Source organism: Mariniphaga sp., from assembly GCF_041687215.1.
Lineage (GTDB): Bacteria > Bacteroidota > Bacteroidia > Bacteroidales > Prolixibacteraceae > Mariniphaga.
This window is the reverse complement of record NZ_JAWLCI010000004.1, coordinates 56,001-82,298: the sequence shown is the minus strand read 5'-3', so window position 1 is coordinate 82,298 and position 26,298 is coordinate 56,001. Positions and strand designations below refer to the sequence as shown.

Below are 26,298 nucleotides of genomic sequence, written 5' to 3'. Positions count from 1 at the left end.
GTTTAAAAGTAAACTTCAACATTCACATCGTCGCGGCTAAATCCTTTTTCTTTTAAAATTTCCATGGCATCGAAAATCATATCGCTGTTGCCGCAAAGGTAAAAGCAAGAGTTTTTTTCAAACTGAGCTTCTTTTAAATACCCGGTTAACCTTCCTTTGTAATCGCCACTATCATCACGCGATGTGCATAAAAAGAACCGGTCATTTTCATATTCTTCTCTTTCGTAAGCTTCATTGGCATAGCGAACTCCGTGAATGATTTTGTAATCCAGTTCCGGATAGCTTTTTACCATGCTGTGAAACGGTGCAATGCCGGTTCCGCTGGCAATAAAAATATGTTGGTGTGTTTCCAGTTTTTTGGTATCGAGCGCAAAACGGCCAAAAGGACCATGCACTTCCACCATGTCGCCTTTTTTCAGGTGCTTCAGTTTGGGTGAAAAATATCCGCCTTCAACTTCTTTTACCAAAACATCGAGAAAATCGGCTTCTTCTGCACTGTAAATCGAATATTCGCGACTCTGATAATCTCCGGCAATGGAAAGGGAGATGTGTTGTCCGGCTTCAAATTTAAAACGGCTTTTGGGCAAACGCAGTAAAAAAGTGCTATCGGTTAAATTTTTAATATGTTGTACTTTATAATAATTGGTATCAAGTTGAACTTCTGGCTTCATTTCTATAGTCATTGCTTATAAGAATTTTAAAAGAATGGCAAAAATAGTATCAATTGTCAAATAAAAGACTTTTTGGTATTCTATTTCGCCGGTTATTTTAGAGAATTAACCGATTTTTAACACAATTGTTCGGTCTATTTTGAATAATTTTCAACAAAATTCTGAATTTCAGAAATTAAAAAATTGTAGAAGCCAGAAAAACAAAAAACAAAAAAACATGAAAACTTTAATCGTTTATGCTACCCAACACGGGTGCACCAAAAAAATTTCGGAACAGATGAAAGATTACCTGGGCGGAGATGTCACCCTGGTAAACCTCAGGAATGATTCAGCTCCAATTCTAAAAAATTATGATCGTGTAATTATTGGAGGTTCCATCCATGCAGGGCAAATTCAAAAAAGGGTAAAAGAATTTTGCAGTTCAAATTTGGCAGGGCTTATGCAAAAAGAGCTTGGTTTGTTCATTTGTTGTATGGAAGAAGGCGAAACCGCGCAAAAACAACTGGAAAATGCTTATCCTGAAGAACTGCTTTTAAGCGCAAAAGCCACTGCTTATTTTGGAGGTGCTTTTGATTTTGGACGGATGAATTTTCTCGAACGAATGATTGTGAAGAAGGTTGCTCATGTGAAACAAAGTACCTCAAAAGTTGATTTTGAAGCAGTTCATAATTTTTCAAAACGTATGGATCGCATATTCAATCCGTTCTTATTCCTGGCCTGACCGCTGCTAAAATTCAATAATCCCAGGTTTTCGGGATACTTTCATCTAAGCCGGAATTGATCTGTATTAAATTTAAAAAGGAAAAATACAGTTTAAAAGTTCAGGTAAAAGTCGCGGGTCAGGAATTTGTATTTTTCAGTATAACTATTGGATTCGCTGGAGTGAATAAGGAGGATTTCTTTTTCCGCAGTACCCGGATTTTTTCCAAATTCAAGAAGATAACGATGGGGTGGTTTCAAACCGTTAGGCCGAACTTCAGTTTCCCGGAGCAAATAAAGTCCTTCTTTTTTTGCCAACTGAATTATTTTTTTTGCTTCATTCACTGGCAAAATAACTGCTAGTTTTCCGACGGACGACATGAGTTTTACCGATTTTTCCACCAGTTCTGTGAGTGGTAAAAGATGATTGTGTTTTGCCATGGCCAAATATTCACATTTCGATTTTTGACTGTTGGAAAAGAATGGCGGATTGGAAACAATGAGATCGAACTTTTCGGTACAATGTTGCTGAAACTGCTGAAGGGATTTATTCAATATGGTTATTTTTTCGGACCATGGGGAATTTGTTGCATTTAGGGAAGCTTCATCTGCCGCGTTATTTTCTATTTCAATGCCGGTTATTTTGGTATTTATTTTCGAACGTTGTGCCAGCATAATTGAAATAATACCGGTTCCTGCCCCGATATCCAAAATGGTTTCTGCTTCCGAAACGTCAACCCAGGAACCCAGTAAAACGCCGTCGGTACCTACTTTCATGGCCGTTTGTTCCTGAATGACTTTAAATTGTTTAAACTGAAACCAGTTATTTCTGCCCATGTTAAAATTTTTCGAAAATGCCCAGCCCGAAGAGTGCAAAATCGTACTTCACCGGATCGTTTCGGTCAAATTTACGAAGTGTTTCTGTAACTTCTTCTATCGCCTTCCAATCGTTCTGTTTTCGATTCAGGATTCCAAGTTTCCGGGCTACATTTCCTGTGTGTATATCGAGTGGAAGCATTAGTTCCGATGCAGGAATCCCTTTCCATAATCCGAAATCTACCCCGCAATTGTCGCTTCGTATTAACCACCTCAAAAACATGTTCAGCCTTTTGGCGGAAGCGCCGCGTTCCACGTTTGCTATATGTTTGCGTGTTCGTTCTCCGGGCAGCTCAAAAAATACCTGGTGAAAATAGGAAAGCGCTGATTTTACTGAGTTTTCTTTTCGGAATCCCGTTTCGAAAATTTCCTGAAGGCCACCATGGTTTCGGTAAATATTTTTAAGCGAGCGGACAAAATAGATGCAATCGTCGCCATTAAAAGTTCTGTGCACGAATCTTTTTAGTGAATTCAATTCTGGTTCTGAAGCATTTAAAACAAATTCAAATGGACGGTTATCCATTTTATTCATCAGGTGAAAAGCATTTTTAATAATTGCAGGCCTGCTTCCCCACGAAATGGTGGCGGTTAAAAATGCTGCAATTTCAATATTTTCTTTTTGGCTAAACTGTTTGGGAATCTGAATGGGATCGGTTTCAATAAAAGCCGGACGGTTATATTTCTCCACCTTTTCATCCAGAAATTCCTTAATTTCAGTTTGTTCCATTTGAAGTTTTGAAAAATGTGAGAGGTATTTTTTGTAAAAACATTTTTGCAGAATTCTGGTTTTTCAGGCTAAAACATCATCAATTATACCGTCTTTAATATGTATAATTTTATCAGATCGTTCAGCGAAATGGTCGTCATGTGTTACAATTACAAAGGTTTGTCCAAAATCGTCACGCAGTTGAAAAAGCAGGTCATGCAATTCGTCGCGGTTTGCAGAGTCGAGGTTTCCAGAAGGTTCGTCGGCCAGCACCACCGATGGTTTATTGATAAGTGCCCTTGCAACGGCAACCCGCTGTTTTTCGCCACCCGAAAGTTCAGACGGTTTGTGGTGGATGCGATCTTTTAAACCGAGGTAATCGAGCAACCGGAGCGCTTCTTTTTCGCTTTCTGTTTTTGAACGCCTGGCAATGAATGCCGGAATGCACACATTTTCCAGGGCTGTAAATTCAGGAAGCAGGTGATGAAACTGAAATACAAATCCAATTTCACGGTTTCGGAAAGAAGCCAGGTCTTTTTCAGAAAGTTTTGAAATGTTTTTATTGTTGTAATAAATGGTTCCGCTATCGGGTTTGCTCAGGGTTCCGATAATCTGGAGAAGTGTAGTTTTTCCGGCGCCACTGGCTCCTACAATGGAATAGATTTTCCCGAACGGAATTTCGAGGTTAATGCCTTTTAAAACCTGAAGGGTTCCGAAAGATTTTTTTATGTTTTCGGCTTTTATCAAATTCTGAATGTTTTAATCTTCCGGATGGTCTTTAATTTCTTTTTTGGGTTCCGGGGTTTCTTCCAGTGGTTTCGAAACGTCTTCAAGGTCTTTCCTTATTTGGTTTGTTTCTTTGTCAACCGTGGAGGAAACTTCATCCAAATCATGTTTTATTTTGTTGGTTTCCCGGTTAACAGTTGATTTCACTTCGTTAATATCTCTTTTAATGTCGGAAGTATGTTCATCAAATTCTCGTTTAATTTCGTTGGTGGCTTTTTTAAATTCGCGCATTCCTTTGCCCAGTGTTTTGGCAATGTCGGGAATGGCTTTTGCTCCAAAAAAAAGCAATGCCAGCAACATTACCAACACCAGTTCACCTCCGCTAATGAATAATATATAGCCCATTCTTGTTTTATTTTAGCCCACAAATATACAAATTGACTCTATCATTTAAACATGAACTTTCAATAAAAAAACAATAGCCCTGCAAGGTGCAAGGCTATTGAACTATTATGTTATTTCAGAATAATTATTTACGTTTTGCAACCACTTTTGCCACTTTTTTCTGGAATTCGTAAGCAATTGGTGTTGCAACAAATATGGAAGAATATGTACCTACTACTACTCCCACCAGTAAGGCAAATGTAAATCCGCGAATGGTTGCACCTCCAAACAGGAAGATGGCCAGCAACACAACAAATGTTGAAAGCGATGTGCTGAAAGTACGACGCAAAGTTCCGTTAATGGCTTCATCCACATTCTGTTCGCGTTTACGTTTCGGGTGCAGTTTCAGATATTCCCTGATACGGTCGAAAACTACCACGGTATCGTTAATGGAATAACCCAGCACGGTAAGAATCGCTGCAATAAATGCCTGGTCAATTTCAAGTGAAAATGGCAGCACATTGTAGAGCAATGAGAAAATACCCAAAACAATGAGGGAATCGTGCGCCAATGCTGCCACAGCGCCAAGTCCGAATTGCCAGTTGGTAAAGCGAATCAGAATATAAAGGAAAATGATAACCAGGGCAAAACCGATAGCAATTATTGAATCTTTGCGGATATCATCGGAAATGGTAGGACCTACTTTTTGAGAACTAAGCTGGTAATCGTTGGTAAACTGTTCAAGAGTAACTCCTTGCCCCAACATATCAGCATCCTGAAGGCCTTTCATTAAAAGTTCTTCCACTTCGTTGTCCACATTTTCGCTGTCGTCTTCAATTTTATAGGTTGTAGTAATACGAATCTGGTTATCAGCACCAAAGGTTTTTACTTCGGGAGCTATGCCAAATGGAATGGCCAGTGCTGCCTGAACATCTGCAACCTCCACATCCTGGTCGAGGCGAACTACATAAGTGCGGCCTCCTTTAAAGTCAATACCGTAGTTCAACCCACGTACAGCCAGCGAACCAATGGAAAGCAGAATAAGCGCTCCTGAAACGAAGTAAGCGATTTTTCTTTTTTCCAAAAATTTGATAGAAGTATGACGCAGCCAGCCTTCTGTTATTTTTGATGAGAACAGAATGTTTTTACTGTGCTTCATTTTCCATTCAAAAATAAGGCGGGTAATAAAAATTGCACTAAACAATGAGGTTGCAATACCAATAATAAGTGTTGTGGCAAAACCTTTAATCGGGCCCGAACCAAATACATACAACACAATACCCGTAAGCAATGTGGTTACCTGGCCGTCGATAATGGCCGAATAAGCATTTTTATACCCGTCGGAAATAGCCAGCTTAATACCTTTCCCAGCCCGGAGTTCTTCCTGAACCCTTTCATAAATAAGCACGTTGGCATCAACCGACATACCTATGGTAAGAACAATACCTGCAATACCGGGAAGTGTAAGAGTAGCGCCCAGCGAAGCCAGAATACCAATAATGAAAAACATGTTGGCAATAAGTGCCACGTTGGCCGAAAGACCTGCGTTGCGGCTATAGAAGAAAAGCATGTAAATAAGCACCAGGGCAAAGGCAATCAGAAATGAATACATTCCGCTGTTAATGGCTTCCTGTCCAAGCGATGGTCCAACAATTTCTTCCTGGATAATACGTGCCGGAGCCGGCATTTTACCAGATTTCAGAATGTTGGCAAGGTCTTTTGCTTCTTCAATGCTTTCAAGTCCGGTAATACTTGATCGTCCGCCCGAAATTTCATTTTGAACTGTTGGGAAAGAGCGTACATAACCATCAAGCACAATGGCAATAGATTTACCAATATTTTCTTTGGTAAGCCGTTGCCAGGTTTTTGCGCCTTCGCTGTTCATAGACATCGAAACTTCAGGGTTTGATCCCATCTGGTCGAAATCCTGTCGGGCGTCGGTAATTACATCTCCATCCAGTGGAGCACGTCCGTCACGAGTGTTAGCTTTCAAAGCAATTAGGCGGTAAAAACTACCGTCTTCGTCCACCGAATTTGCCGTCCAGCGAAACATCATATCTCTTGGGAAAATGCTTCTGATTTGTTCTCTGTTCAGATATTCGTTCACTTTGGCCGTATCTCTTGATTGGGCAATCCCAATAGCCGGACCGGGAAATAACTGGCCCTGCTGATCGGTACTTGGATTGAGCACAGCAAACAATGGAAATTCTTTCCGGAAATCTTCCAGGTTGTCCAGGCCAGCTTCGGTTGTATCTGTTCCTGTTTCCAGTTCTGAAAGCAACGAACTTTCTTCGGTGGTATCTTCTTCAGCAACTGCTTCGCTTTCATCTGTTTCTTCTTCTGTAGTTTCTGAAGTGGCAATATTCTCAGCAGTATCGTTGTCAGATTGTAAATCCCTCAGCCTTTCGTTGGCTTGAAGTAAGTAAGGATAAACTTCCTGGTTTTCGTATGTTTCCCAAAATTCGAGCATTGCAGTTCCTTGCAAAAGCGAACGAACCCTGTTCTGGTCTTTCACACCGGGTAGTTCAACCAAAATGCGTCCTTTTGTTTGCAGTTGCTGAATATTGGGTTGTGCAACTCCAAACCGGTCTATACGTGTGCGAATAATGTTAAAAGCATTGTCAATGGCTGCATCGGTTTCCTGCCTGATAACATCCAGAACTTCTGCATTTGTTGTGTTGATGTTAATTTTGTCGCGCAGTTCAAGCGTAAGAAAAATAGAAGCCAAACGTGCATTGGGATCAATTTCCTGAAATGCCTGTCCAAACAGCGACACAAAATCCTCCTGACTTCCACGCTGCATTTCTCTGGCGCGTTGTAAAGCAGCGTTAAAAGTTTCGTCGTTGTTGTAATTCGATAATGCCCTAATCAGGTCGTCAACAGCAACCTCGAGGGTTACGTTCATTCCGCCTTTCAGGTCAAGACCAAGGTTTAGTTCCAGCTCTTTAACTTCTTTGAAAGTGAATTTTTTCAAACCCAGAAAGTTGTAAACCGTTTCACCCGAAATGGAATCGAGGTACGTAAACTCCTTATCAGGATTGCCCTGGGCATATTCCTGAGCGTTTTTTTCTATTTGCCTGGCTTTAAATGTAAATGAAAGTTGGTATAAACATACCGCAGCCAGCAAGATAGCAAATGTTAATATTGCACCTTTGTTTTGCATATGAATTTAGTTTTAAAATTGTTATGTATTATTCAATATTTAATTCTGAAATACTTTTGAAATGTTCTTTTGCTGAATTGGTTCTTAACCATTTCAGATTCTCTGTTTGAAAAGAATCTGGCAAAAAGATGTTTAGGAAATCAGCGGATCGTCGTCGGGGTGCGTGAAATAATAGTGCCTGAAAATAAGGTGGTGGTAAGATAGAAACAACGGTTGTTTCAAAACTTCCGGTTTCGTTTTTAACACCTGATGGTTACGCAATTGATGGCATTTTTGAATAAACTTATTGTGCAACTGGCCGAATAATTTTCGGTCAGAAGTTTTTTGGGCAGACGTTTTTGCATTCAGGCTGTTCGACTGCGTGAAAAGATAAATGGCACCATGGTCGCCGGTACTTTCTTCATTTTGGGTTTGGAGTTCGTCCAGTGTTCCGGGATGGTTTTCAAAATATTCATCGAAAAAAAATGCAATGCCAGTTAAGGCTATAAAAAGCAGAAACTTCATCAGACCTTTTTTCGATATTTTCATTTTGAATTTCACCTGGTTACAAATTTTGCGGGGCAAATATACCTAAATAGTTCAGGTTTGCAAAAATGGAATTCAGTAAAAATGAATCATTTTTTGGTTTGCAAAATCATTATTTTTTTTCTGTAATCAATGATAGCCTGAAACATCATCAAAAAATCGCCTCCCAGCAAACCGCAAATTTGCAAACTTGTGGCTTTTGAATAGAGTTTATTAATGTGCGTAAGATCGAGTAATGCTACTTTCTGGTTTTCCACATTTAGTTTTCCAAGTGAAAAGGGTTTAAGACGGGCAAGTGTGGTTTCAATGGGTTTTTCGCCAATTCCAGCCGTGTGCAACTGGTCGGAACTTTCTTCTTCTGAATCATACTGGTTTTCCAGGTTTTTATCGAAAACGGTTTTGGAGGCGCCGGTGTCAACCACCCAAAAACCGGTTGTTTCATCTTCAAAAACCGATTTTACAATAAGGTGGAAATTGTCGTCTTCCAGTTCAACAAGCTGCAATGGAATTTTTATTTTCATCTCATTATCAGTGTATATTATTATAGGTATTCGATGTAGCTCGCCAAACAATGGGATAATTTGATGAGTATTTTGTTTATGGCTCGTTTCATCGAGCAAAGAAAAACAAAAAACGGCTGATTCCACAGAACCAGCCGTTGGGTTTATAAATAATATTTTTGATTTTTTCCTTACTGAAAATCTTATAAAATGTTCATGCCATCCAGCACATCCATCACACTTTTAACCGCATTGGCAGAATCGTGCAGCAATTGTTTTTCTTCTTCGTTCAAGGCCACTTCAATAATTTGTTCCACACCGTTTTTACCCAGTTTAACCGGCGAACCTACAAACATGTTTTTCAGTCCGTATTCGCCATCCAGTTTAACACAGCAGGGGAAAATACGTTTTTGGTCCATAACAATGGCTTCCACCATTTGCGCTGCTGCCGAACCCGGTGCATACCATGCCGAAGTTCCCATCAGGTTCACCAGCTCGCCACCACCTTTTTTGGTGCGGTCAACAATGGCATTCAGCGTTTCTTCGTCAATTAGTTCGGTAACCGGGATTCCTGCAACTGTTGTATAACGTGGCAGCGGAACCATGGTGTCGCCGTGTCCGCCCATCAGCAATGCCTGAATATCGCGTGGCGATACGTCAAGCGCTTCGGCCAAAAATGCACGGTAGCGGGCAGTGTCCAGAATTCCGGCCATTCCCATCACTTCGTTTTTGGGTTTTTTGGCTGTAACGTAAGCTGCGTAAGTCATTACGTCGAGCGGATTGGAAACGATTATAATTTTTGCTTTTGGCGAATATTTTACCACATTTTCAGTAACACTTTTTACAATTCCGGCGTTGATGGAAATCAGGTCGTCGCGGCTCATTCCGGGTTTACGCGGAACGCCTGAAGTAATTACAACCACTTCCGAACCGGCAGTTTTTGAATAATCGTTGGTTGAGCCAATCAAACGGGTATCGTAATAATTTACCGGGGCAGTTTGCCACAAATCGAGTGCTTTTCCTTCCGAAATTCCCTCTTTAATATCAACAAGCACCACTTCCTTAACAATATTTTTTTCGGCAACAATCTGCGCGCAGGTTGCTCCAACATTTCCGGCTCCAACTACTGTTACTTTCATTATGAATATGAGTTTATTACTTATTTAAAACAATCGGATAAAATACAATTTTTTTTAAGAAGTGCAAAGATAATTGATTTTATTCAGGTTAAAAATTAAAAAACCGGGGCAAATCCGGTTTAACATTTTAGTAAAACATTGATTAATTCAGCCAGTACGTTAGTTTAAGCACCAGTGCGCGATTTCTCGAATTCCAGCTTCCGGGTATATAATTGTCGGTGTAAACAATAAAAAAATCGGAAACCGGCTGGTAACGCCATTGCAACCGCATGTTAATGTTCATGTTGTCAATTTGTTCGTTATACTGAACAAAGGTGGTCCAGAACAATTTATCAGTAAAAGTAACATCCAGTTTAGGGCCTGCCAGCCACATTTTGGTGTGTTCAAAGGGTTGGCCCAGTTCCATATCGGTATAATTAAAATTCACTGCCAGGTTAACGTATGGCTGATACCGGTAACCCAACTCCCCGGTTATGTATTGAATATTTCCGGTATAAAAAGTTCCTTTGGCAATTTCAGCTTTCCAGTTAAACAGGGTTTTTCGGGTAGAAAGAAAATTGACAAACGCACCGCCATAATTGTATTTCGTACCTGCCGGCAGATAATTTTCACTTTTGTGAGTCGGGTCGAAATCGTGTTGCAATTCCACAAAAAAATCTTTGTAGCCCACTACCAGTTGCGACCGGTTTTGAAATTCGAATTGGTAGCTGAATGTATTTTCGTGGTCTATTTTATGAAAATCGGGATTGAAATAATACATGAAGTCCAATGCAACGCCATGACTTACAATGCGTTTGTTTGGCACGAAAAGATATGCTGCTTCGGGACTGATGAAATTATAACCGATACGCGGAACATATCCTGTTTCTGCTCTGTAATTTTCTCCAACCGAGCGCTGAATGACTTCCAACTGAAGATTTTTGGTGTTGTAGGCCAGTCCAAAACCTTGTGCAAATTGTTTGTCAGTTACTTCCGGCTGAAACGACCGGTGATAAAAAAACTTTCCTTTCCAGATGTTGTCTTTACTGGCCAGGTTATAATCGAAACCGGCCACCCGATTGAACATGGTGGTGTCTGCCGGTTGATTGAAGTACTCTTTGTTAACCAGAATAAGTCCGAAGTTTGAGCGGGCAAACACTTTTTTTTGCACCGATGCTACGGTAAAATTCCGGGCCAGAAAATGGCTTGTTTCCTGGGTGGTCATGTTCATAAAACCAATCCGCCAGTTGTTTCCTATTTTTCCACTCAGGCGGGCACCTGCCAAAACAGGAGCATCCAAACCAATTCTTCGCGAAAAAAACGGGTTAATGTTACCATCGCCAAAGCCCGAAAAAAGGTCGCTGTTTTCTAAGAAAAACTGACGTTTCTCCGGGAAAAACAGTTCGAACCGGTCAATATTGGTCACCTGCTGATCCACTTCAACCTGCGCAAAATCGGGGTTATAAGTAAGATCGAGGTTCATCGACGAGGAAAAACCGATTTTGGCATCGAACCCGAAATCTCTTTTCCATACATCGCCGGTGCCGGTTTCATAGTTGTTTGAATAACTTCCGAAAACATAAGGAATGAGTGAAAACATTATTTTCGATTTGGGAAGCGGATCTTCAAAATTCATGACACCGGTGTATGCCAGCGATGCAGTGGGAAATTGCCTGGGAACGGGCGCCCAGCTCGATTTTTCATTGGCTTTTAAATCGAGGCGGCTGAAATTGGCGTACCATTTTTGGCTGCCCGAAGGATATCGAATTGATTTGAAAGGGATGCGCATTTCGGTTACCCAGCGGTCGTCGTAATGTTTGGTTTTCGACTCCCATTTACAGTCCCAGTCGAGATTTACTGCCGAGCCGTCGCTCATGGTGCCATCCCATTTTGCTCCCGATGCTGAAACGCCAAACGAAAAGCCGTTGGTTTGGTCAAGAAACGTATCGAAAAAAACCAGCAGGTTGTCGTTATTCCCAAAGGCAAAATCTCTCCGGTACGATTCCATTACTCTTTTTCCCGGAATGGTATCGTAAAAAACCTGGGCCATGTAAAGCGCTTTGTCGTCGTAGGTTACCAGAATTTCGGAAGGTTGCGTGGCAAAACCTGTATCAACAGGTAGCACTTTGTAAAAATTATCTGCCTTGTCAGCAGCCTGCCAGTCGGGCTCATCCAAAATGCCATCAATGCTGATTTCACCCTGCATTTTTTTTACATGGTACACAAAGTCTTTGTTGTATGTGTCGGTAATGGTGTCGTTTTTCAACGTTTCAAATGAACTGGCCTCCGCAGATATAAAAAACAGGGCCGGCAGCAGCAATAAAAATATCCTCATTTCAGTAATCAGTTTAATCAACTCAGGTTTCAGCCCGCAAAGATATTTATTCTGTGAAGAATATAAGCAGGAGTTATTCAAGTTTTGAGGTGAAAAAAATGAAAAGTTTGCTAGCAGGAATTACGCAGATTTCAATTTTTCAGAAATCCAGAATTTAATAATGGATTGCCGTGTTACACCTAATTTCATAGCCTGCTGATCCAACTTCTGAATTATCCATTCCGGAAGTTCCACGGTCACACGTCTTTTTGCCAATCCTTCCCGCCTGGCTGTTTTTAAATCCAAAAATTCTGAGATATCTTTTCCTTCTTCAAAAAGTTCATCAAATTCCTCTGTCGTTATAGATTTCTTTTTTCATTATTCTCCGGATTATTGTTTCCGGAAATACCTTTCCAGCACATACTCCGGCTGGTGCCAGTCGGGAGTTTGTTTCAGCTTGGTGTAATCGTAATCCAGTGGCAGAAAAGTTGCCGGGTACAACGTGGCGGTGTCGTTTGTTGCCTGGTGCCACTCCTCCAAAAGTGTTTTCATTTCGTCTAATTTATTCTGATATTGTGGGTTTTCGGCCAGATTATTCAACTCCAGCGGGTCATTTTTTAAATGAAAAAGCTGGTTGTAATTCCTGCGTGGGTAGCTGATGAATTTCCAGCCATCGGTGGTGCGCACTGCACGGGCTGTATTGCGGTATGCGGTGTAAAGGGCTTCCCGAACATTGTCCTTTTCTCCGCTGATGATCGGGTTCAGGTTTACGCCGTCGATTCCTTCGGGTTCAGGCAATCCGCAAAGCTGAGCCAGGGTTGGATAAATATCAAAAAGATAAACAAGCGCATCGGTTACCTTGTTTTTCGGGATTCCCGGGCCGGAAATAATAAACGGCACTTTGGTGCTGTGTTCGTATAAGTTTTGTTTTCCGAGCAAACCGTGGCTTCCCACTGCCAGTCCGTTATCGGCAGCATAAACAATAATCGTATTTTCAAAAAGTCCCGATTCTTCGAGCTGGCTGATTATTTCTCCAATCCGCTCGTCGATGTGGGTAACCAATGCATAATAATCGGCAAGCGAAGCTTTTATCATTTCAGGGGTTCGTGGCCAGGGTCCCAGTGTTTCATCCCTTATATTCAAATTGTCGAACTCAAACGGATGCAAATCCATAAAGTTTCCGGGCAGTGGCATGGTTTCGTCGTGATACATGCCAATATGGTCTTCACGCGGTGAGCGCGGGTCGTGCGGAGCAGTGAACGAAACGTAACAGAAAAACGGGTTTTCCCTGCTTCCTTTTGCGTAATCCTGAATAAAATTCATAGCTGCATCTGCAAACAAATCGGTGGAAAAACCTTTTAATTCCGGTTCTGAGAGTTTTCCGTCTTCACCCAAATTGCGCACTGGTGTTTGAAAATGGTCGCTCATTCCACCCAAGAAAACATTTTCGCCATGTTGAAATGAAGCTTCAAAAGCGCTTTTTTCATTGTGCCATTTTCCGGTGCCAAAAGTTTCGTAACCTGATTCGGCAAAATGCATGGGCATGGTTTTTACGCCGTCCAGCACATCGTAAACATGAAACAGGCTTTTGCCACTCATCAGCATGGCCCGGCTGGGCGCGCAAATGGCCCCGTGGTGCCCGCCCATCACGTAAGTGTTGGAAAAACGAATGCCGGTTTCTGCCAGCTTGTCGATGTGGGGTGTTTTAATGTACGGATTTCCCGAACAACCAAGGGCATCGGCGCGCTGGTCGTCGGCAAAAAAGAAGAGAACATTGGGTTGTTTAGGATTACAGCCGGTATAAAACCCTATTAAAAATATGGAGGCAAAAATCAAAATCAAAGGTTTCATTTTTCATTTTTTAAATGAATAATTCATTAATTTCAGGATATTTTTTTTCAATCATAATCTACTCCCTCCCTGCTTTTTTCACATGAACGGACAAAATCACTTAAACGGATTTTCATTTCATTGACCTTTGCAGGATTTTGATTGGAAATATCTCTTGTTTCAAACGGATCTTTCAGTAAATCATATAGTTCTACTTTATCTTTGCTTGTATGTATTTTATATTGGTTATCAATCAAGGCTTTTTGTTTACCAAATTGGAAACCAATTGGAGTAGTTCGTTCCTTTATATTTTCATCCCAAACATTTACCAATGAAACTCCATCCAATGGTGAAACCGGTAATTGATTTTCTTCTCCAAAAATTTCAAGTAATGTTGGAAAATAATCGGAAGTGACAGCGGGAAAATCAGTTCGCTGCCTTGCTTCTATTTCTGCAGGCCAAACTGCTATCGCCGGAACCCTTATTCCCCCTTCGTAAAGGCTTCGCTTGCGTCCTTTAAAGCCTCCGGTACTTCCTTGTGTCCTGCCTTCCTGTGTGTTACCTTCAGGGCCATTGTCGCTCGTAAAAAATATCAATGTATTTTCAGTGGCATTTAATTCTTCAAGTTTTTCATTTAAGCGACCGATTTGCTCGTCCATTGCTGATATTGACCCGTAATAATGCTGAACATCCACACTATGTCCTGCATACAAATTACAATATTTTTCTCCTGAAAGAACCGGCAAATGTGGTGTATGAAACCAGATTACAACAAGAAATGGAGAATTGCCATTCGTTTGTTCCTCTATATAAGGAATAACCCTGTCCATAATTATGCGTGAATCATCGCCTTCCAAATTGTCCGTGACTTTTGCACCTGGTCCACTCCAGTAGTAAGTACCGAAGTGATTTCCAGGTTTCCGGTTTCCGATATCTCCTGCATCTTTACCGGGAGTAATCATGGGATTCCAGGTTGGAACTTTCGATTCGGTAGAAAAACAAACATCAAATCCATTTTCCCATGGAGGGGAATAATGTCCGGAATCTCTTCCACCACGATTTGCATCAATAATATCATTGGTTAAAGTTCCTAAATGCCATTTCCCAAAATGCCCTGTACTGTAACCTTTTTCTTTTAAATACTCAGCAAGGGTTACCTCTTCTGGTTCCATTTTTCCAACATTAGCATGAAAAACTCCATACCTGAATGGATGTCTGCCCGTCAGGCAACTACCTCTGGTTGGCGAACAAACCGGAGCAGCAGCATAGAACCTGTTAAAAACCATTCCTTTTTTTGCCATTTCATCAAGCGCTGGTGTTTTTACCAATTTATTGCCATTAAATCCAACGTCACCCCATCCTAAATCATCGGCCATAATTAAAATAATATTGGGACGATTCAACTCTTTACCCGAATCCCCGATTGATTTTCCCTCGGAATTACAAGCTGAGTAGAATCCAAGAAAGAATAGAGAGGCAATAGCTAAAAAAAAACGTTCCATATTTACCTTTTCAGGTTCGACAATGTTTCAATATCTTCGGGATGCACCAAACCATCCGGTAGCGGCCCGATATTCAGCAACAGGTTGTAATTGTTTAAAAGCGCATCGCCAAGTAAAATTTTTACGTCATTCACTTTTAAATGATGCCCGTCCATGGCTTTATTGTATCCCCAGTTTGGTCCGGCTCCGGGCATATGCGGCTGCATGGTGTTGCACACTTCTTTGGGTTTGTTTTTGTTCATTTCATAAGCTTTTTGTGCCATCGGAAATTGCTGCCCAACCCTGGCTCCGCCTCCCCTTTCGGGCGCCATAAAATCTTCATCGCCGTTTGCGCCCTGTTTAAACGAAATGAGGGCATGAGAAGAAAGTTCACGAATCAAAGCATAGGTTTCATCAATGGGGAAAACTTCCGGGTTGGCATAAAAACCCATAATCGGGTCGAACCAGATGCCGGCAATGGTGGGGTATTGGGTAAGCAATTCCCTAACCTGAGCATGTACAAAGTCCACATATTTTCTAAAGTCTTCGGGCTTTTTATATTTGTATGCTTCCGGTTTCTCCTTGTAGGCGGGACGGGCGTTTGACCAGCCAGCCTCGCGTGAATAAAACCACGGGTGTTTCCAATCGGCAGCATAGGAATAATACAGGAAAAGTCCCAGCCCTTCCTTTTCGCAGGCTTTGGCCAGTTCGTCTATCAAATCGCGGCCTGCCGGAGCATTCATACTGTTGAAGTCCGTTTCTTTGGTTCTAAACAGGCAAAAACCATCGTGGTGTTTGCTGGTGATGGTGATGTATTTCATGCCGGCATTTTTGGCGAGCTGTGCAATAAAATCCGCATCGAAACCAGACGCAGTAAAAGTGTCTTTTAATTTTGCATACTCATCCAGCGGAATGGTGTCACGCAACTGCACCCATTCGCCGCGACCCAACTGGCTGTAAAGGCCATAATGAATGAACATTCCGAACCGGGCATCTTTAAACCACTGAAGATTGGCTTCCCGCGGATTTTTTTCGTAAGACTCCCGGTAGTTTTTTAAATATTCAGGAACCTGCCCATAAGCGAATAAAGAAGAAAACGATAATATAAAGGCAAGAAAAAGTTTATACATATCTGTTTGGTTTTATTGGTTTTGAAGCTTTGGCTGGACCCAGGCTTTTTGTTTTCCCAGAATGTTTCCTGTGTTCGGATCGATATGATCTGCTGAGGATGTAATCCGAACGCGCACGTACAATTCATCTCCGGTAAATTTATAAGAAGGTGTAAGCGACTGGCTGGTTGCCAGCACTTTTCCGATTTCTTCGGAATAAGTTTTGGTTGTATTTTTAATTTCATTTCCCTCGGAATCGAGCGTTGGTGTTCCGGTTGTATCAATACCTTTCATTGTGCCAATAAATTCGGTGGTAAATTCTACTCCTTCCTGAGGTTCGATTTCAACTTTCAGGTTTTTCCCGTTAAACTGAATGTTTTTCAACGTTACACCGGTTGATGCATAAAAATCACCTTTGTCGATGGCATCCAGAATGGCTTCGGGTGAAAGTTCTTCGGACTGAACCATTACCCAGCCTCTGCCCGGTCCGGAGCCACCACCATGGTAATTGTGGGCATCGTCGGTGGCCAGGGCATAAAGCAATTCGCCTTCACCAGTTACCAAACGATTGGCCAAAACAACATCCCAGATTCTGTCGGTATCTGCCCGGTTTTCATCGCCGGCATTGTTTACCATCGGGTGGCCGTTAAACACTTCGAAATAACGAAGTTCCGGAACATTCAGCATCATTTCGGCAGTTATGGCCCACATAAAGTTGGGGTGTGCCAACGCAGGATGCACATTAATGCCGGTTTTTTTGCGGTAGGTTTTCACATTTTCAACGGTTTCCCGAATCATTTTTTCCCGTTCGTCCACAGTTCCCTGCGAAACAGGAAGAATCTCATGCTGATGAAAAGCCAGCAGGTGAACGGCATGCGGATTGGAGATTTCATTTCCCATAATCAAAAGAAATTTTCCCGGCTCTTCGTACATCGTCCTGAACTCCTCCAGCGTTTTCAGGCGCACCCGTTGAACTCCTTCCTCTTCATCGTGCGAATGCATTTCCACCCAATCGCCGCCAAATGTTTCCATGTATTTGTGCAATGTGGCATGGTCTTCCGGGAAGTTCCGCCAGCGTTCCCCCTCCAGAATTACATTGTGGTCGGTGAATGCCAGAAAATCGTAGCCGTTTTCCTTGTACCACTGCGCAACGCTTTCGGGAAATTCATCGCCGTCGCTCCAGAAGGTGTGGGTGTGCAGGTTCCCTTTCAGCCAGTTGGGCTCGGGTTGGCTGCAACCTGCAAAAACAAAAAGGACCAGCAAAGCAAAAATGCCTGCCAGGCTATTTTTATATGGAGAATTTTTTAGTTTCATTTCACATTTTTCACGATGATTTATTTTGGACTTTCTTTCCATTTTTTTCGAATTTAAATGATTGCCAACATATTTTTCTGTTAAAATGGCAATTTACAAAATAGCCTCAAACAAAAAGATTCTTTGGGTAAATTTCGTGTAATAATACTGATGAACTATGTTCTGATAAAACTGTTTAATAGTTCAGAAAACTTATTAATCAAAATGAAAATGGAAATACAAGAAAAAACAAAATGGGTTTTGGACCCGGGGCACAGCGAGATTTTATTTAAAGTGAAGCACCTGATGATTACCAATGTGAAGGGCGAATTCAGGAATTTTTCGGCAGAAGCGGTTTCAGAAGGGAACGATTTCAGTTCTGCCGAAGCAAATTTGACCATTGAAGCAGCTTCGGTTTTTACCAACAACGACGACCGCGATAATCACCTGAAAAGTGCGGACTTTTTTGATGTGGAAAATCACAAGGAACTAACTTTCAAATCCACAAATCTTAAAAAAGTGGACGATGGCGAATACAAACTTACCGGCCTTCTGACTATAAAAGGCATTTCCAAAGAGGTTACCCTCAATGTTGAATTCGGCGGAATTATGAAAGACCCCTGGGGGAATGAAAAAGCCGGTTTTTCGCTGGAAGGAAAAATCAACCGCAAAGAGTGGGGACTAAATTGGAATGCAGCCCTTGAAGCCGGCGGTGTGCTGGTTGGCGATGATGTGAAAATCAGCGCCGAAGTGCAGTTTGCAAAACAGGGGTAATCTTTTTTATTCACGGTATTCCGGGTTGTTTGGGACCAATCCCAAACTTCCCAGGACATCCATACAGGCCGCACGCACATTGTAATCCCGGTCTTCCATTTCCCTGACTTTCCAAATGGTTTCGATAAATGGTTCTCTTTGATCCGGTTCGAAATAAAGCAGGGAATAAACCGCCATCAGTGAAATATCGAGGTTATCGTGGGCGCAGAATTTTTTCAGGTTTTCTTGTGCTGATTTATCGTTAAACATCCCGTAAGCAATGGCCGAAGCGATAGCAGCCACTGGTGGATACTCGTCGTTCATCGCTTCCAGAATCTTTTCTGAAAACGGTTTTAAGGTTTCCGGATTTTGGCTCCGCAAACCCAAGATGCCCCAGTAACGAATTACCGGATTTTCGTCCGAAAGCAGTTCAATTTGCTGTTCAGCAACTTCTTTTTCGCGGAACCCGGACAGTGAAGCGGCTGCGTAAATTTTTTCCAACGGATATTTCTCCGTGTCAGACCGAAATTCGTAAGCTGTTGTTGTATCCGAAAGCAGGCCAATTTCATATTCCGGCAGAAACATCACATCGCGCGATTTCAGGACCTCTTTTTTTAAAAGATTCCTCATGTTTTCCAAAACCGGCTTGAACTCCGGGTTGTCAACCAGGTTATTCGTTTCCCACAAATCGTTTTCAATGTCGAACAGGAATTCGGCAGAACGCGGTTCGAACAAGCTTTTTTGCAACGGATTGAGTTTATTTTCGGCCAAATCTTTTCGCATCTGCTGCTTAATTTCCCCGATTTCCATGTAACGAATGTAGCGGGCTTCGTAAATGTACGGCTTGTAATTCCGCGAATAAATAAACCGGCCATCTGTAACCGTGCGCACCATGTCGATTCCGTTGTCCGAGCGGTCGGAAGAAAGGTACAGATTTTCTACCGGTTCCGAACGCTTTTCACCCAGGAATGGCCAACCATCCAGATGTTCGGGAATTTCTCCTCCAGCCAGGCTGATGAGAGTCGGAGCGAGGTCGGTAAAGTCGATCAGTTCGTCCGTAATTACCCCGGCGGTCCCCCAGGGCGAAAGGTGTTTGTACATTTCCGGGAACCAAACGATAAAAGGTACACGGTAACCGTAGTTGATTCCGTTGGTTTTTCCGCGCGGCATGCCTTCGCCGTGGTCGGCATAAAAAAAGATGATGGTGCTGTCTTTCAGATTGTCCGCTTCCAAACGTGCAAGCAACTCGCCAATCCGGTTGTCGGTGAGTTTTATGGAATTGTAAACTCGTGCAAACTGTTTACGCATTTCCGGGCTGTCAAGATAAAAAGGCGGCATTTCAAAATCATTTTCGCCAATTCGTTCTTCCGGTGCCAGGTGTTCGTAAACATTTTTCAGATACCAGTCGTAGGTTTCGGTCATGGTGCGCGACTGGTGCGATTCGTTGTAGTTGAACACCGCAAAGAACGGTTGACCGGGTTTGCGGTCCCACCAGCCGGCTTTGTTGGAGCTTTCGTTCCAGGCTTCAGCAATAAACGCTTTTTCGCCGGCTACATTATAATCCGTTTTTACGTTGTTGGTGGTATAATAGCCCTGCTGCTGAAGGTAATACGGAAAACCTTTCATAAATTCAGGAACAGGGTATTTACTACGGTGGTTACCGGTTCCGGCTTTGTATGTTTTCACACCGGTTATGATGGCTGTTCTGCTGGGAGAGCAAACTGTTCCGGTTGAAAAGGCATTGGTAAACCGGACTCCCTCTTCTGCCAGTTTGTCGATGACCGGTGTGCTGGCATTTTCATCACCATAACACCCAATAAACTGTGGCGAAGTATCTTCGATGGTCACCCAGAGGATGTTTGGTTTGGGCAACTCTTCCTGCTGGGTGCATTGAAAAAACAGTGCAGGAATGGCTAACAGGCTGATGAAAAGAATTTTATTGTTCATTTTATTATTGTTTTTTGCGATTCTTCGTGTAATCTGCCGGAGATCTATTTTATTGTTTAACAATATGTCAAATTGCAGCTTGATGGATGTGATCTAATTCAGCCGGAATGAACTGTAAAAATAATTAATGGTTCTCCAAATCCAAAAATATTGTGAAGCTCAGAAATTTATGCTACAATTTTCCCATCATATAAATCAGAAATTGGGAAAATCATATCATAATCATTCCAATTTAAGTTTCCATCGATCAAGGAGAAATTTGAGAATATTTTTTCATCCAGATATTTTTTTATCGATGGATGAAGTGATTTAGACAAAAAAGGCTTAAAATCAACAAGTTTCTCTTCTCCATCATTAAATTTTATCCAAATTTTATAATCCTTCAAATATTTTGCAGAATCAATTTTCAACTCGTTAGTTTCAGTTTCTGAATCTTTATAGTCAACAATTATTTTCATCTTATGCGTTTTGTAATTTTCTCAAACTTAACATCCTTATGATATACAAAATAGCTTATCCATTTTTCAACTATCTTGTCTGCATATTTTTCAAGAAAAACCTCAAAATCTTTAAGGCCTTTTCCTTTAAGTGGCTTCGCACCAATGATATTTTTAATCTTTATCTCTGAAATTTCGCCATTAATAATATAGAACTCCGCTTTACTTTCAAATTCTCCTTTCCTGGCATGAACATGAATGGGTTCGTGCTCATTTGAGTAAAAGAATATAAGAATTCCTAAATACTCGAAAATCTTTGGCATTATCTTTTATTTTTAAAATTAGCCCACTACAAATTTACTAAATCTCATTTTGAACTAAAAATCATTGTTGGCAGTTGGTTTCTTAACATGAGCTAAAAAAATAAATATGAATAAAATCCTAAAAATAATCGGCGATTCGCCCGAATGGATGCCTTCGGCAGAAACCGGCGCACCCGTTAAAGTTCCACCAAAACTTTTTCCGGATTCTCTCCTTTTTTTGTTTGCAATCCGGTAATTGCATCTCTTTCTTTATTTTCACCAATAATAACCGTAAACGTTCCGCTTTCAAATAACTTTGGCTGCACGGTGTTGCCATTTATCCGGTAAATCTGTGCCAGTTCACCGGTTTTTTCATTCCAGATTTGCATCACCTGACTGGGCTGGTTTACCGAAATTTCGGGCAAAACATTTTCAGCACCCATTCCCAGATTATCGAACTGCGAAATTTGTTTTGGCCACCCCGGGAACTGGTCGCGCACCGGATTGGGATTTTCCACATCGGCAAAAAACCGCCAGGAATCAATGTCGATGGTCCGTTCTTTTTGGTCGAAGGTAACAAACCCAAAACCGGAAGCGCGGATTTGTGCATTGTTGTAACGCCTTTCCCTGTCAACCGTAATTTTTCCCGGATTTCCAACGGCATATACAAAATTTTTATTTCCGAATGCATCTTCGTATTTGCCGGTGTTGGGATACCCATGTTCGGGCCGGTCAATTACCGGAACACCGCGCTCGTCGGGTAAAAACCAGCGCATGTAAAAGTTACAGATTGCCGGTGTGTTGAAACTCCAGCCGGCATCGCGGTAACTACCCAGCCCATATTGTACCAGGGTGGAAAGGTGCTGGTCGCCATTGATATGGAAAGCAGCCACTTTTCGCATCAGCCGGATAACCTTGTCGCGACAGGACTTTGGCCAGCCGCCCGAGTCGAGGTCGCCGTAGAGGTAATTTTCCAGACTTCCATGGTGAGTGGCTACATTGGCAAAAACTGTTTGCGAGAGCAGCACTTTCATGTCGGCACCTTCCCAATCCATTATCCAGTCGTTCAGAAATTTCGTTTGCCGTTCTCCAATCATTTCCACGCCCGGTTTATCAAGGAATGATAAATCTTCACGAGGTTCAATCATGTGGTCGTGGCGGCCTTCCCAGTCGGAAACAGCTTCCGGACCGGTTTTGAAGATGCGGTCGCTAATGAGTGCAAAACTTACCCTTCCGTAAGTCAGGTCGGTGTACCACACGCTCATTCCCTGTTCAATGGGTGTGGGGTCGTACGGATCGGGCAATTGTCCGCACTGGGTGCGGTTTACCACGTTTACCATTTCAACCGACTGCATAAATCCGCGCGTATCGGAACTGCCAGCGCCACCCGGTTTGGCAATTCCACCTTCGCCCCAAAGGTTTCCGTGAAAAACATCGTGGTCGTCGGGGCTGCAAATGGTTGGCGTATTTCGCATCAAATCGCCGAATGCCCAGCCAAACATATAATATTTTCCGAGGTAACTCAAAATAGAAGCGTCAACCGGTTCGCGTTTCATCGGGTACCCGCCGTTGGGTTCATAAATCTGGTCGCCCGAAAAATAGAGCATGTCCGGTTCCAGGTGGGTCAGGTTTTCAACCAGCGGAGTATATGGATAACCCGAAGTAAACTGGCAGGTGAGTCCGCCGAATTTCAACGGACGGTCAACCGGGTCTTTGCGTATGGTTCCTGTATAATATTCCGGGGTTTCTGTTCCGTCCTTTCCTTTTTCAATGTATTCCACCCGGTATTCCGTATTTTTTGATGCGTCCCAGTTTTCCAGTTTGAACACTGCTGTGCGCGAATCGGGTTCAATCTGTTCATTAGCCACGGTATTCCAGTTTCCGTTTTCATTCAGTTGAAGGCTCACTTCCTGGTTGTCGTTTTCACCTATTGGTGGCAGTAATGCCATCATTTTAACGGTTCCTTTACTGAGGGTTTGCATGGTCCAAAGTACCGGGCCAAATGCATTTTCGGTTTGCGCGATTACTTTTGAACCTGAAAGTTTCAACTCATCAAAACTGAAGAGCGAATTGCCCGGTTTTTCATTTCCGCCCAAAATGATGTTGTTGGCAACAGCAACCAATCCCTGGATTCCTTCTACCTTCAGGGAAAGTTCATCGGGACTTTTGCCAGTTTTGTCGGTAACTTTCATTTTCAAATGACTGTCGTTTCCTGAAACTGTGATTGATACTTCAGAAAAATCGAAGTCTTCCGGTAGTTCAGCCCGTTCGTCGTTTAAAAAGGCAAACCCCTGCAAACTGACGCCGGCATTCACCCCTTTGCCGAAATAGCACAATGCCCGTACATCCGAATCTTCCTCGTCGTAAAGTCCCACGAGAAGTCCCGCAGAACCGGGCACATTGCTTTCTTCTTTAAGTCCGATTTTTACCGATGCTTCAAACTCGCCTGCTTCGGGTGAAAGTACCTGTGTGAGCAGGTTCACCCTTGAATTGGGAACCGTTCCCACACAATGAAGCTGGCCGTTTTCTACTTTCCAGTCTTCCAGTGGAATGGACCAGAAATCTTTTCCAACCCAGATTCGATTGTGGGTGTTGTCGAAGTTGGCAGTAAACTCTGCTTTTTTTGTGCACGATGTAAATATTGTCAGAACAATGAAGATGATTAGCGTTGAACGTTTCATGATTATTTTTTTTGATAAAAATCAAAATTATAAAATCCTTTTAATTTGTGGTTGGTAATTCTTAAAGTCTTTCAAAAGTGTCCGGAAAAATAAAAAATTAACGGCTTAAGCCGTTGAAATAATGTTGATTTATTGCCCCCGGCTTAAGCCGGGGGTTAAATTTAAAGAAAGAAAAAATGTCTTTAGCCATTAATTGTATATTATTCATTTTTAAAAAGTTAATTTTTTTTTTGCGAATTACTTGAAAAACCTGAGGTCCCATTTATCCAACCATTGCAAAAACGGCAATCCGTTTTCATCGAACTGAACAGGCAGCCAAACGTAACGTCCATCGATGGCGTTTTCGGGATTCCAGCGGTCGGCCATAAAAATGAAGGCATCTTTTTTCCCCTGAACCGGCAAAACAAATGTACTCTGTGAATGAAAAGTAAGGTCTGCATCTTCACCAACGCATGGATTTTTTACATATTCCCATTCACCCAAAACCGAATCAGCAACCAGCAACCGGGCTGAATTGGGTGCCCAGCCGGTGCATCCTGAGGTTATCATGTAATATCTTCCATTGTGTTTAAAAATGGATGGCGCTTCGTTATGGCCGGTTGGAAGAACCCGGATGTATTTCCCGGAAAAATCCTGGTAATCGTCGGTTAGTTCGGCAATGTGCAGGGTGAGGTTTTCTTCCGAAGCATGAATATGGTAGGCTTTCCCGTCATCGTCCACATAATGGGTCATGTCGCGGGCCATCTGGCCTTTTTCAAAATCACGTTTCAAAAGCATTCCTTCCTTCACGGCCTGAATCCATTCCTCTGACCACGATTTCAGGTTTTCCGGGTAAATTTTTGATTTTAATTTTTCGGGATAATTCACGGGCCACTTGCCGGCGTTTGGATTTACAGCTTTAACGAACTTAAAGGGACCGGTAACCTTATCGGCCACAGCCAAACCGGTTTTTGCCGCTTTGTATCCCTGGCCTTTTAATTCCAGATGAAACCACATCACAAATTTTTGGGTTGCCGCGTTGAAAATCACTTTGGGGCGTTCGATGATGCATCCTTCCACAATCGGACTTTCAGGGTCTTTACTTACCGGCAACGCAATTCCCTCGTCTTTCCAATCGGTCAGATTTTGCGACGAATAGCAGTGCACACCAACCCAGGCCTGGTTTCCCTCTTTCCCTTCAATTTTGTGTTCGCCAAACCAGTAATACATACCTTCATGAAAAAGTACGCCACCACCGTGTGCATTGATGTGGACCCCATTGTTATCGGGCCAGAGTTCGCCGGGTTTAATGGTTTGTGCGGAGTTTTTACTTGTTATGAAGAGTAAAAAAAGCGGGATTTAAAACAGTATTTTAAATTTCATTCTTTCATTTTTTAATTTGGTTGAACCAGTTTATATTCTGCATCGTACAAATCCTGTTGCTGTTTTTTCCACACAGCACCTTCAAGGAAGAGTGGGTGGGGCAGGGAAACATCCCATTCGCCCAGTTGCTTCAGCATGGATTTGGTCCTGTCAATGTTTTGCAACGCTACATCATTTTGTTCTGAAATGTCTTCGGTCAGATTATACAACATGGGCAGGCGGTCGGGCAGGCGCACCAGTTTCCAGTTTTCATGCTGTATGGCAGCACTGATGGTAAACCGCCAGTTCAGTGTTTCGTGGGGTTTTCCCAAATTTTGTCCGGTTAAAAAGGGGATGAGGTTCACTCCGTCAAAATTATCTTCTTCAGCAATTTTCCCGCCTGCCAATTCCAAAAAGGTAGGAGCAAAATCGAGTGAAATTACCGGATGCCGGTAAGTTTTATCTTCCGGTAACTGCCCCTTCCATTTCATGATAAAAGGTACACGAATGCCACCCTCAAGTAAAATTCCCTTTTGCCCGTTGAGAGGCGCGTTTAAAGATGCATTTTGGTCGCAGGGTCCGCCGTTGTCGCTGATAAAAACCACAAGTGTGTTTTCTTCCAGTCCTTCATTTTTTAGCGCCTCCAGAATGCGGCCTACATTTAGATCGAGACGGTGCACCATGGCGCAGTAGGTTCGCCTTTTTTCATTCTGAATATGACTGAACAACTTCAAATCGGCTTCGGTTGCTTGCATGGGCGCATGCGGCGCGTTGAATGAAGCAAAGAGAAAAAATGGTTGCTCTTTGTGCCTGCGTATAAAATTCACACATTCATCGCCTTTGTCATCGGTAATGTAGGTGATGGGTTGCGGCGTTTTGTAATTGCATTCGATGGGCGACAAATAACCTTTCCCGTTCGGATTGGAAGTGAAATAATCGTGCCCGCCACCCTGGTAACCCCAGAATTCGTCGAAACCACGGTTTAACAGGTGAAAACGGTCGCCTTCGCCCAAATGCCATTTGCCAATGAGACCCGAAACATAACCCAGCGGTTTCAGGCGGTCGGCAATGGTTTTTTCCGTAACCGGAAGTCCCAGAAACTCCGGGTCAAAACCGGGCTGATTTGTAGCGAGGTTATTGTCGAAACCAAACTTTACCTGATTTTTCCCGGTTATTAAGCCTGCCCTGGAGGGAGCACAAACAGGCGCAGAAACGTACCCCTGTGTAAAATTAACTCCTTCCTGTGCCAGCCTGTCGATGTTAGGCGTGGGGATTTGTTGACTGCCGTTCATACTTAAATCGGCAAAACCCAAATCGTCGGCAACTATCAGTACAAAGTTGGGTTTTGCCTTTTCAGAATTGGTTAAGCCGGCGTTTACTTCACTGGTGGCAACAAACTGCATCAGCGAAGTAATTAAAACCGGGATGGATAACTTCATTTT

23 protein-coding genes are annotated in these 26,298 nt (G+C 42.5%); 2 read left to right on the top strand and 21 right to left on the bottom strand.

The genetic code is table 11. The features are described 5' to 3' along the window. Positions 1-2: 2 nt before the first annotated feature. Positions 3-683 carry a ferredoxin--NADP reductase gene (locus ACESMA_RS03140; protein WP_372947307.1) on the bottom strand — a complete coding sequence of 227 codons (681 nt, stop codon included), beginning with the start codon at positions 681-683 and terminating at the stop codon, positions 3-5. A gap of 205 nt (positions 684-888) precedes the next feature. Between ACESMA_RS03140 and ACESMA_RS03135 the strand changes: the two genes are divergently transcribed. Further along, entirely contained in the window at positions 889-1,392 is a 504-nt protein-coding gene (locus ACESMA_RS03135) for a flavodoxin domain-containing protein (RefSeq protein WP_372947306.1), read from the top strand. 92 nt (positions 1,393-1,484) lie between these two features. On the opposite strand, the gene ACESMA_RS03130 is transcribed toward ACESMA_RS03135, so the two are convergent. The 14 genes from ACESMA_RS03130 to ACESMA_RS03065 form a co-directional block, all read right to left on the bottom strand. Beyond that, positions 1,485-2,207, bottom strand: coding sequence for a tRNA1(Val) (adenine(37)-N6)-methyltransferase (locus ACESMA_RS03130; RefSeq protein WP_372947305.1), 723 nt, complete (start codon positions 2,205-2,207; stop codon positions 1,485-1,487). 1 nt (position 2,208) lies between these two features. Next, positions 2,209-2,973, bottom strand: a complete 765-nt coding sequence (locus ACESMA_RS03125; protein WP_372947304.1) for a TIGR02757 family protein — start codon at positions 2,971-2,973, stop codon at positions 2,209-2,211. Between the two features lie 63 nt (positions 2,974-3,036). Then, the gene (locus ACESMA_RS03120; protein ID WP_372947303.1) at positions 3,037-3,699 is read right to left on the bottom strand and encodes an ABC transporter ATP-binding protein; all 663 of its coding nucleotides are present in this window, start codon (positions 3,697-3,699) and stop codon (positions 3,037-3,039) included. Between the two features lie 12 nt (positions 3,700-3,711). Then, positions 3,712-4,083 (bottom strand): twin-arginine translocase TatA/TatE family subunit, encoded by a 372-nt coding sequence (locus ACESMA_RS03115; protein WP_372947302.1) that lies wholly within the window; start codon positions 4,081-4,083, stop codon positions 3,712-3,714. A gap of 124 nt (positions 4,084-4,207) precedes the next feature. Further along, complete coding sequence (gene secDF / locus ACESMA_RS03110; RefSeq protein WP_372947301.1) at positions 4,208-7,225, bottom strand: protein translocase subunit SecDF; 3,018 nt, start codon at positions 7,223-7,225, stop codon at positions 4,208-4,210. 132 nt (positions 7,226-7,357) lie between these two features. Further along, entirely contained in the window at positions 7,358-7,753 is a 396-nt protein-coding gene (locus tag ACESMA_RS03105) for a hypothetical protein (protein WP_372947300.1), read from the bottom strand. Positions 7,754-7,839: 86 nt separating this feature from the next. Beyond that, a complete protein-coding gene (locus tag ACESMA_RS03100; protein WP_372947299.1) occupies positions 7,840-8,271 on the bottom strand; it encodes an aspartyl protease family protein in 432 nt (143 codons plus the stop codon). Between the two features lie 182 nt (positions 8,272-8,453). Next, entirely contained in the window at positions 8,454-9,389 is a 936-nt protein-coding gene (gene mdh / locus ACESMA_RS03095) for a malate dehydrogenase (protein WP_372947298.1), read from the bottom strand. Positions 9,390-9,531: 142 nt separating this feature from the next. After that, positions 9,532-11,703, bottom strand: coding sequence for a DUF5916 domain-containing protein (locus ACESMA_RS03090; RefSeq protein ID WP_372947297.1), 2,172 nt, complete (start codon positions 11,701-11,703; stop codon positions 9,532-9,534). Positions 11,704-11,823: 120 nt separating this feature from the next. Then, positions 11,824-12,045, bottom strand: a complete 222-nt coding sequence (gene brnA / locus ACESMA_RS03085; protein WP_372947360.1) for a type II toxin-antitoxin system BrnA family antitoxin — start codon at positions 12,043-12,045, stop codon at positions 11,824-11,826. Between the two features lie 27 nt (positions 12,046-12,072). Continuing rightward, on the bottom strand, positions 12,073-13,533 hold the full coding sequence (locus ACESMA_RS03080; protein WP_372947296.1) for a sulfatase-like hydrolase/transferase: 1,461 nt from the start codon (positions 13,531-13,533) through the stop codon (positions 12,073-12,075). Between the two features lie 47 nt (positions 13,534-13,580). Next, on the bottom strand, positions 13,581-15,014 hold the full coding sequence (locus ACESMA_RS03075) for a sulfatase (RefSeq protein ID WP_372947295.1): 1,434 nt from the start codon (positions 15,012-15,014) through the stop codon (positions 13,581-13,583). 2 nt (positions 15,015-15,016) lie between these two features. Beyond that, complete coding sequence (locus tag ACESMA_RS03070; protein ID WP_372947294.1) at positions 15,017-16,123, bottom strand: alpha-L-fucosidase; 1,107 nt, start codon at positions 16,121-16,123, stop codon at positions 15,017-15,019. A 12-nt stretch (positions 16,124-16,135) separates the two neighbouring features. Continuing rightward, positions 16,136-17,458 carry a PHP domain-containing protein gene (locus tag ACESMA_RS03065; RefSeq protein ID WP_372947293.1) on the bottom strand — a complete coding sequence of 441 codons (1,323 nt, stop codon included), beginning with the start codon at positions 17,456-17,458 and terminating at the stop codon, positions 16,136-16,138. 168 nt (positions 17,459-17,626) lie between these two features. Between ACESMA_RS03065 and ACESMA_RS03060 the strand changes: the two genes are divergently transcribed. Beyond that, positions 17,627-18,169, top strand: a complete 543-nt coding sequence (locus ACESMA_RS03060; protein WP_372947292.1) for a YceI family protein — start codon at positions 17,627-17,629, stop codon at positions 18,167-18,169. A 6-nt stretch (positions 18,170-18,175) separates the two neighbouring features. On the opposite strand, the gene ACESMA_RS03055 is transcribed toward ACESMA_RS03060, so the two are convergent. The 6 genes from ACESMA_RS03055 to ACESMA_RS03030 all read right to left on the bottom strand — a co-directional run bounded on the left by ACESMA_RS03055 (position 18,176) and on the right by ACESMA_RS03030 (position 26,295). After that, on the bottom strand, positions 18,176-20,095 hold the full coding sequence (locus ACESMA_RS03055; protein ID WP_372947291.1) for a sulfatase-like hydrolase/transferase: 1,920 nt from the start codon (positions 20,093-20,095) through the stop codon (positions 18,176-18,178). Positions 20,096-20,262: 167 nt separating this feature from the next. Continuing rightward, on the bottom strand, positions 20,263-20,553 hold the full coding sequence (locus ACESMA_RS03050; protein WP_372947290.1) for a DUF2442 domain-containing protein: 291 nt from the start codon (positions 20,551-20,553) through the stop codon (positions 20,263-20,265). Then, a complete protein-coding gene (locus ACESMA_RS03045; protein ID WP_372947289.1) occupies positions 20,550-20,855 on the bottom strand; it encodes a DUF4160 domain-containing protein in 306 nt (101 codons plus the stop codon). Before ACESMA_RS03045 ends, ACESMA_RS03050 begins: the two co-directional genes overlap by 4 nt. A gap of 176 nt (positions 20,856-21,031) precedes the next feature. Beyond that, positions 21,032-23,515, bottom strand: coding sequence for an alkaline phosphatase D family protein (locus ACESMA_RS03040; RefSeq protein WP_372947288.1), 2,484 nt, complete (start codon positions 23,513-23,515; stop codon positions 21,032-21,034). A gap of 237 nt (positions 23,516-23,752) precedes the next feature. After that, entirely contained in the window at positions 23,753-24,724 is a 972-nt protein-coding gene (locus ACESMA_RS03035; RefSeq protein WP_372947287.1) for a glycoside hydrolase family 43 protein, read from the bottom strand. A gap of 164 nt (positions 24,725-24,888) precedes the next feature. Next, positions 24,889-26,295: a sulfatase-like hydrolase/transferase gene (locus ACESMA_RS03030; protein ID WP_372947286.1), complete on the bottom strand. Its 1,407-nt coding sequence runs from the start codon at positions 26,293-26,295 to the stop codon at positions 24,889-24,891. Positions 26,296-26,298 lie beyond the last annotated feature (3 nt).